We start from the raw sequence: 3,401 nt of genomic DNA, 5'->3' as shown, positions 1-3,401 counted from the left end.
GCCCTCGGCCGCCAGGGCGGCCCCGGCCCCGGCGGCCCCGGCCCACCCCCACCCGGCCACGGCGCCGGACGCGGCGAGCCCGACCGGCAGCACGTCGAGGTAGAGCAGCCGGGTGCCCCGCCAGACGAGCAGCGCCCTCGGCGGCGCGGGAGGGATCCGCAGCGACGGCAGGCCGAGGTTGCGGGTGGTCACCGGCCGCTGGTTGTGGCAGCGGTCGACGAACAGGGCGAGCCACGTCTGCGCCGCCCGCCCGAGATGGAACGCGAACATCCCGGCCGCCAGCAGCGCGTACGCCCACGGACGCCCGGGCGCCGACCGCGCCAGCAGCAGGACCGCGGCCGTCTCCCGCGTCATGAACCGCACGGTGGCGCTCAGGTGCGCCCTGCCGAGCGCGTCGGCCGCCCTCCCGGGCAGCGCCGCCTCCCCGGCGTACGACAGCGGCACGAGGACCGCGAAGGCCCACGGCGCGGGCCACAGCGCGGCCGCGAGCAGAGCCGCGCACGACGCGAGCAGCAGTGCGGTGAGCAGGCCTTTTCGCCCCCTCATCGTTCCCCCCATGTGTCGCGGCCCGGGCCGCGCGATCGTTCGGTCAGCGGGTCAGCCGGACGTCCACGACCTGCCCCGTGAGGCGGGACAGCAGGACGTCCAGGCTGGTACGGGCGACGGCCGAGGGGGACAGCAGCGTCGAGGCGGGCTCGTCGCCGAAGGCGCGCAGCCGCATGGGGGTCGCGGTGCGCTCGGGGTTCACGCAGTTGACGCGCACCCCGTGGCAGGCCCACTCGTCCGCGAGGGCCTGGGTGAGGTTGACGACGGCCGCCTTGGTGGAGGAGTAGAGGCTGTAGTCGGCGCGGCCGCGCGTGTACGACGAGGAGGTGTACAGCAGCAGGTGGCCGCGGGTCTCGATGAGGTACTTGATGGACGCGCGGGCGATGTTGACCGGGCCGAGGTAGTTGACCCCGATCGTCTCCTCGATCGTGTGGTGCCCGGCCTCGCCGAGCTTGCCCATGTGGAGCACGGCCGCCGTGTTGACGACGTAGTCGATCCGGCCGGTCTCGGCGTACACGCGGGCGAGCGCGTCCTCGACCGCGGCCACGTCCTCCACCCGCACCCCGTTCAGGCTGCGGGAGAACGAGTGGACGCTCGCGCCGTGCCGCGCGGCCAGCGCGACGACGTCGGCCCCGATGCCGTAGCTGCCGCCGAAGACCACGAGCGTGCGGCCCGCGAGACCGGCGCGGTAGCCTTCGTCGCCGAGCGCGGGCGCGGCGCTCGCGCCGAGCTGGAAGAGCTTGTCGGCGATGTACACGTCGACGGGGTGGGTGACCTTCATGTTCTGCTCGCTGCCCGGCACGATGTAGATCGGCACGTCGGGCAGGTAGCGCAGCACGACGCCGCAGTCGTCGGTCGTGGGCAGCGAGGCGAACCCGGGGTCGGCGAAGGCCCGCTCGTACGCCGCCCTGATCACCGACAGCCGGAAGCACTGCGGGGTCTGCCCGCGCCGCAGCCGCGAGCGGTCGGGGATGTCCCTGATGATGTCGCCGCGCGGCCCGGGAGCCGCCACCACGATCGTGTCGGACGACGGGATCGCCACCTCGACGGCCTCGTACCGGTCGAGCGCGGCGACGCACTCGCTGATGATCCGGGGCTCGACCAGCGGCCGCACGGCGTCGTGGAGGAGCACGTCGCACTCCCGGTCGCCCAGGGCCCGCAGCGCGCGCCAGGTGGTCTCCGTGCGGGTCGCGCCCCCCTCGATGATCTGGCTGACCTTGGTGTAGCCGTTGCGGCGCACCAGTTCCTCGGCCTCCGCGACGAAGCCGGGCACCATCAGCACGATCACCTCGTCGATCTCCGGATGCCCGTCGAACACGTCGATCGTGTGCTCCAGGATCGTCTTCCCGGCGATCTTCAGCAGCTGCTTCGGCGTGTTGAGGCCGACCCGCTGGCCGACCCCGCCGGCGAGCACCACCCCTACCCTGCGCAGACGCGATTCCGCGATCATGATCTCCTCCCCGCGTCAGACCATACCCGTGCGGGCAGCCGGTGAAGGTGATTGCCACCTAGTGATCACTCGATTACTTTGCGAGGTGAGCACCGCGTGGTCGACGTGAAGCGGGTTTTTCATGGGGGCGGATCCGAGCAAGCCCGGCACAGTGCACGAAACAGTGCGGGAAACCGACACGGTGGCGGTGGTCCTCGCGACCTCGCCCGCCGCGGGGCTGCCGTGCGCCGGCGGCACGCTCCTGGAGCGCCTCACCGCCCAGCTCGTCACGCTCCCCGTCCGGGAGGTGCACGTGGTGACGCGCGGCGACGCCTCCTCCGGCGGGTACGGCGCCTGGCCCGACGGCCCTCCCGGCCGCGCCCCCGGGCTCCCCACGGTGGACGGCATGCGGCACCTGGCCGCCACCAGCGACGGCCTCGCCGAGGACCTGCGCGTCGTCGCCAAGGTGGCCAGGGCGGCCACCTCGCCCGTCGCCGTCCTCGCGGCCGACGTCGTGGCGCACACTGAGGCGCTGGCCGGGCTGCTGGAGCACCCCTCGCGGCCCACCGGCGCCGTCGTCGGCAACGGCGACCCCTCCCCGCTCCGCCCGCCCGTACGCACCGAGTGGGGCCGCGTGGTGTCGGCCGGCAACTCCTTCCACGAGGTCGAGTGGCCCAACGGCACGTTCCGGGGCGTCCTGCAGGTGGGGGAGGCCCACCTCGCGGGCTTCGCCGACGTCGCCGAGGAGCTGGCCGACCTGGCGCAGCGCCGCCGGCTCGGCCGGGTGAGCGACGCGGAGGTGACCGACCTGCTGCTCACCGGGCTCGTGCGCGCCGGGGTACCGGTCCACGCCGTCCCGCTGCGCTCCCTGCACTGCTCGCGCGTCGCCGGGCAGGCCGCTGCGGAGGAGGCCGTGGCCGAGCTCGCCCGGGTGGACGAGCCCGAGGCGCGGCTCGACGCGGCCATCAAGACGGGCGACGGCCTGTTCGCGACCTTCTGCGTGAGCTCGTGGTCGCGCCACGTCGTCCGGCTGGCCGCCCGGCTGAACCTCACGCCCAACGCGGTCACCGGCGTCTCGGTGGGCATGGCGGCCATCGCGGCCATCTGGTTCTCCGACGGCCACCGGCCCGCGATGCTCGTGGGGGCCGCCGCGCTCTACCTGTCGTTCGTGCTCGACTGCGTGGACGGCCAGCTCGCCCGGTACACGCGCGCGTTCTCGCAGCTCGGCGGGTGGCTCGACGCCATGTGCGACCGGCTCAAGGAGTACGTGGTCTACGCCGGGCTGGCCGCCGGGGCCGCTGCGGCCGGCCCGCACGACGTGTGGCCCCTCGCGGTGGCGACGATGCTGCTGCAGACGATCCGGCACATGGTCGACTTCTCCTACGCCGGCCAGGTGGCCGAGGCCCGCGCCGCGGCCGCGGCCACC

Annotated in this window: 2 protein-coding genes and 1 pseudogene; 1 reads left to right on the top strand and 2 read right to left on the bottom strand. The window is 74.2% G+C overall.

Going from position 1 to position 3,401, the window contains the following annotated elements:
• Both MPTA5024_RS42530 and MPTA5024_RS23490 read right to left on the bottom strand, forming a co-directional pair.
• Window positions 1-546 (bottom strand): annotated as a pseudogene (locus MPTA5024_RS42530) (CDP-glycerol glycerophosphotransferase family protein); the annotation flags it as partial.
• Window positions 547-589: 43 nt separating this feature from the next.
• Window positions 590-1,996: a bifunctional cytidylyltransferase/SDR family oxidoreductase gene (locus MPTA5024_RS23490; RefSeq protein WP_036328032.1), complete on the bottom strand. Its 1,407-nt coding sequence runs from the start codon at window positions 1,994-1,996 to the stop codon at window positions 590-592.
• A 163-nt stretch (window positions 1,997-2,159) separates the two neighbouring features.
• On the opposite strand from MPTA5024_RS23490, the gene MPTA5024_RS23485 reads away from it, so the two are divergent.
• The coding region (locus MPTA5024_RS23485; RefSeq protein ID WP_232326610.1) for a CDP-alcohol phosphatidyltransferase family protein at window positions 2,160-3,401 on the top strand (1,242 nt) is incomplete at its 3' end.

Origin of the sequence: Microbispora sp. ATCC PTA-5024, from assembly GCF_000511135.2 — a bacterium.
Taxonomy (GTDB): Bacteria; Actinomycetota; Actinomycetes; order Streptosporangiales; family Streptosporangiaceae; genus Microbispora; species Microbispora corallina.
Note: the sequence above shows the minus strand (reverse complement) of the source record. Positions and strands in the feature narration are given on the sequence as shown.